This window comes from Actinosynnema sp. NPDC023658, assembly GCF_040639995.1.
Classification (GTDB): Bacteria; Actinomycetota; Actinomycetes; order Mycobacteriales; family Pseudonocardiaceae; genus Actinosynnema.
Genome location: NZ_JBFAAX010000985.1, coordinates 1 through 1,994 on the forward strand (window position 1 = coordinate 1; position 1,994 = coordinate 1,994).

Annotated in this window: 2 protein-coding genes and 1 pseudogene; 1 reads left to right on the forward strand and 2 read right to left on the reverse strand. The window is 73.4% G+C overall.

Annotation, left to right across the window (positions count from 1 at the left end; genetic code table 11):
• Nucleotides 1–184: pseudogene (locus AB0G02_RS37205) on the forward strand (acyl-CoA dehydrogenase); the annotation flags it as partial.
• A gap of 11 nt (nt 185–195) precedes the next feature.
• Here AB0G02_RS37205 and AB0G02_RS37210 read toward each other — a convergent pair.
• Together AB0G02_RS37210 and AB0G02_RS37215 are read right to left on the reverse strand one after the other, a co-directional pair.
• Nucleotides 196–852: a hypothetical protein gene (locus AB0G02_RS37210; protein WP_360804304.1), complete on the reverse strand. Its 657-nt coding sequence runs from the start codon at nt 850–852 to the stop codon at nt 196–198.
• 53 nt (nt 853–905) lie between these two features.
• The coding region (locus AB0G02_RS37215; protein ID WP_360804307.1) for a DNA gyrase C-terminal beta-propeller domain-containing protein at nt 906–1,994 on the reverse strand (1,089 nt) is incomplete at its 5' end.

A 1,994-nucleotide genomic window follows, 5' to 3' on the forward strand; every position in this document is an offset into this window, starting at 1 on the left:
CCGGGACCTGGGCGAGGCCTGCCTGCGCGCCCGCGACGCCGTCGACGTGCTGGCCGGCGACACCCCCACCCTCCACCGCGTCCGGCGGGACGTGCACGCGCTGAACCTGCACGCGATCCTGCACCCGAACGCCAACCTGGAGCGCTACGGCCCGGTCTTCCTCGGCGGCCCCCGGGAGGACTGAGCGACCGCCGATCAGAACCGGGGGACGGTCCACTGGGCCGTCGCGGCGGCCACGAGGGTGCCGTCGGATGCGTAGATCGAGCTCAGGGTCGTCGCCACCGGGCCCAGGCGTTGGACCTGGCGGGCCACCACGACGTGCGGCTCGCCCGGCTTCGGGGTCGTGTGCAGGTCCGCCGCCATCCGGGTCAGGACCATCGGCTCGTCCGTCGCCCACCCGGCCGGGCAGTCCAGCACCGCCCACAGCACCTCCGGCGACGTCTCCAGCGGCACCCACGGGCAGGCCACCGCGTTCGGGCCCACCGCTTCCGGTGCAAGCAACAGGCCGTCCACGCTGTCCTGACCGCACACGAAGCACTGGTCGTGGCCCGGGTAGTCCTCGACCGCCCGCGCCACCTCCGCCGCGGTCAGCGGTGGGGTGGCCGGGATCGGCTCCGGACTGGCGACCATCGTGGCGACGACCTGCTCGTCGAACACCAGCACCGCCTGGTCGGGGCTGATCTCCAGGTGCATCGGCTGGTCCAGCGGCACCGGCAGCAGCAGCGACACCACCGGCGTGCCCTCGATCGGACCCACCGACGACGCCAGCAGCCCGCACGTGTACCCACCGTGCGCGACACCCGGCGCACCGCCGAACCGCACCGGGACCAGGACTTCGCTCTCCGCGATCACACCCCGAAGGTGCCCCGGGCGGCGGAGGTCCACACCCCCGCCGCCGCACGGCGTCAGTCGCGCTCGATCACGTGACCCACCACGTCCGGACCGGGGTGGGCGTGCCCGGACCCGTCACGCCGCTCGTCCGGCTCCGGCAGCTCCACCGGCGACCCGTTGGCCGCCGCACCCGCCGGCCGCGGACCCACCCACGCCAGCGCCAGCGCCGTCTCGCCCTTGAGGAACCGGTGCGCCCGCACACCACCCGTCGCCCGACCCTTCGCCGGGTACGCGGAGAACGGCGTCACCTTCACGCTCTGCCCGGTCGACGTGACCACCATCGGCTCACCGTGCTCGTCGTCGTCCGTGCGCACCGCGCCGAAGAACACCACCCGCGCGTCCGACCCGACGTTCACCCCGGCCATACCACCGCCGCGCAACCCCTGCGGCCGCACCAACGACGCCGAGTACCGCAGCAGCGACGCCTCCGACGTGACGAACACCAACGTCTCGTCCGGCCCGGTCAACCACGTCGCGCCGACCACCTCGTCACCCTCCTTGAGGGTGATCACCTCGAACTCGTCCGACCGCACCGGCCACTCCGGCGAGCACACCTTCACCGTGCCCGACCTCGTGCCCAGCGCCAGACCCGGCGACGTGGTGTCGGTCAGCGGCGCGATGCCCACGACCCGCTCCCCCGCCTGCAGGTCGACCAGCTCACCGGCCGCCATGCCGCCGCTCAACGACACCGTGCCGCTGTGGTCGGGCAGCACCGGCAGCGGCAGCACGTCGGTCTTGAACGCACGACCCCGGTTCGTCACCAGCAGCACCTGGCCGCGCGCCGTCGTGTGCACCGTCGCCGCCACCGCGTCGTGCTTCGTCCGCCCGTTGCGCCGACGCGCCTCCGACGACTCCTCCGACTCCGCCGCCGTCCGCGCCACCAGCCCCGTCGCGGACAGGATCACCTGGCACGGGTCGTCCGCGACCTCCAGCGGCCCGGCCGGCTTCGACGCCGCCAGCACCTCCTTCAGATCACCGTCGAGCAGGGTGGTCCGGCGCTCCTGCTGGAGGTCCTTGGCCACCTTCGCCAACTCCGTCGACACGACCTTCTTCAACACCTGCGGGTCGTCCAGGATCTTGCTCAGCTCGGCGATCTCGCCGCG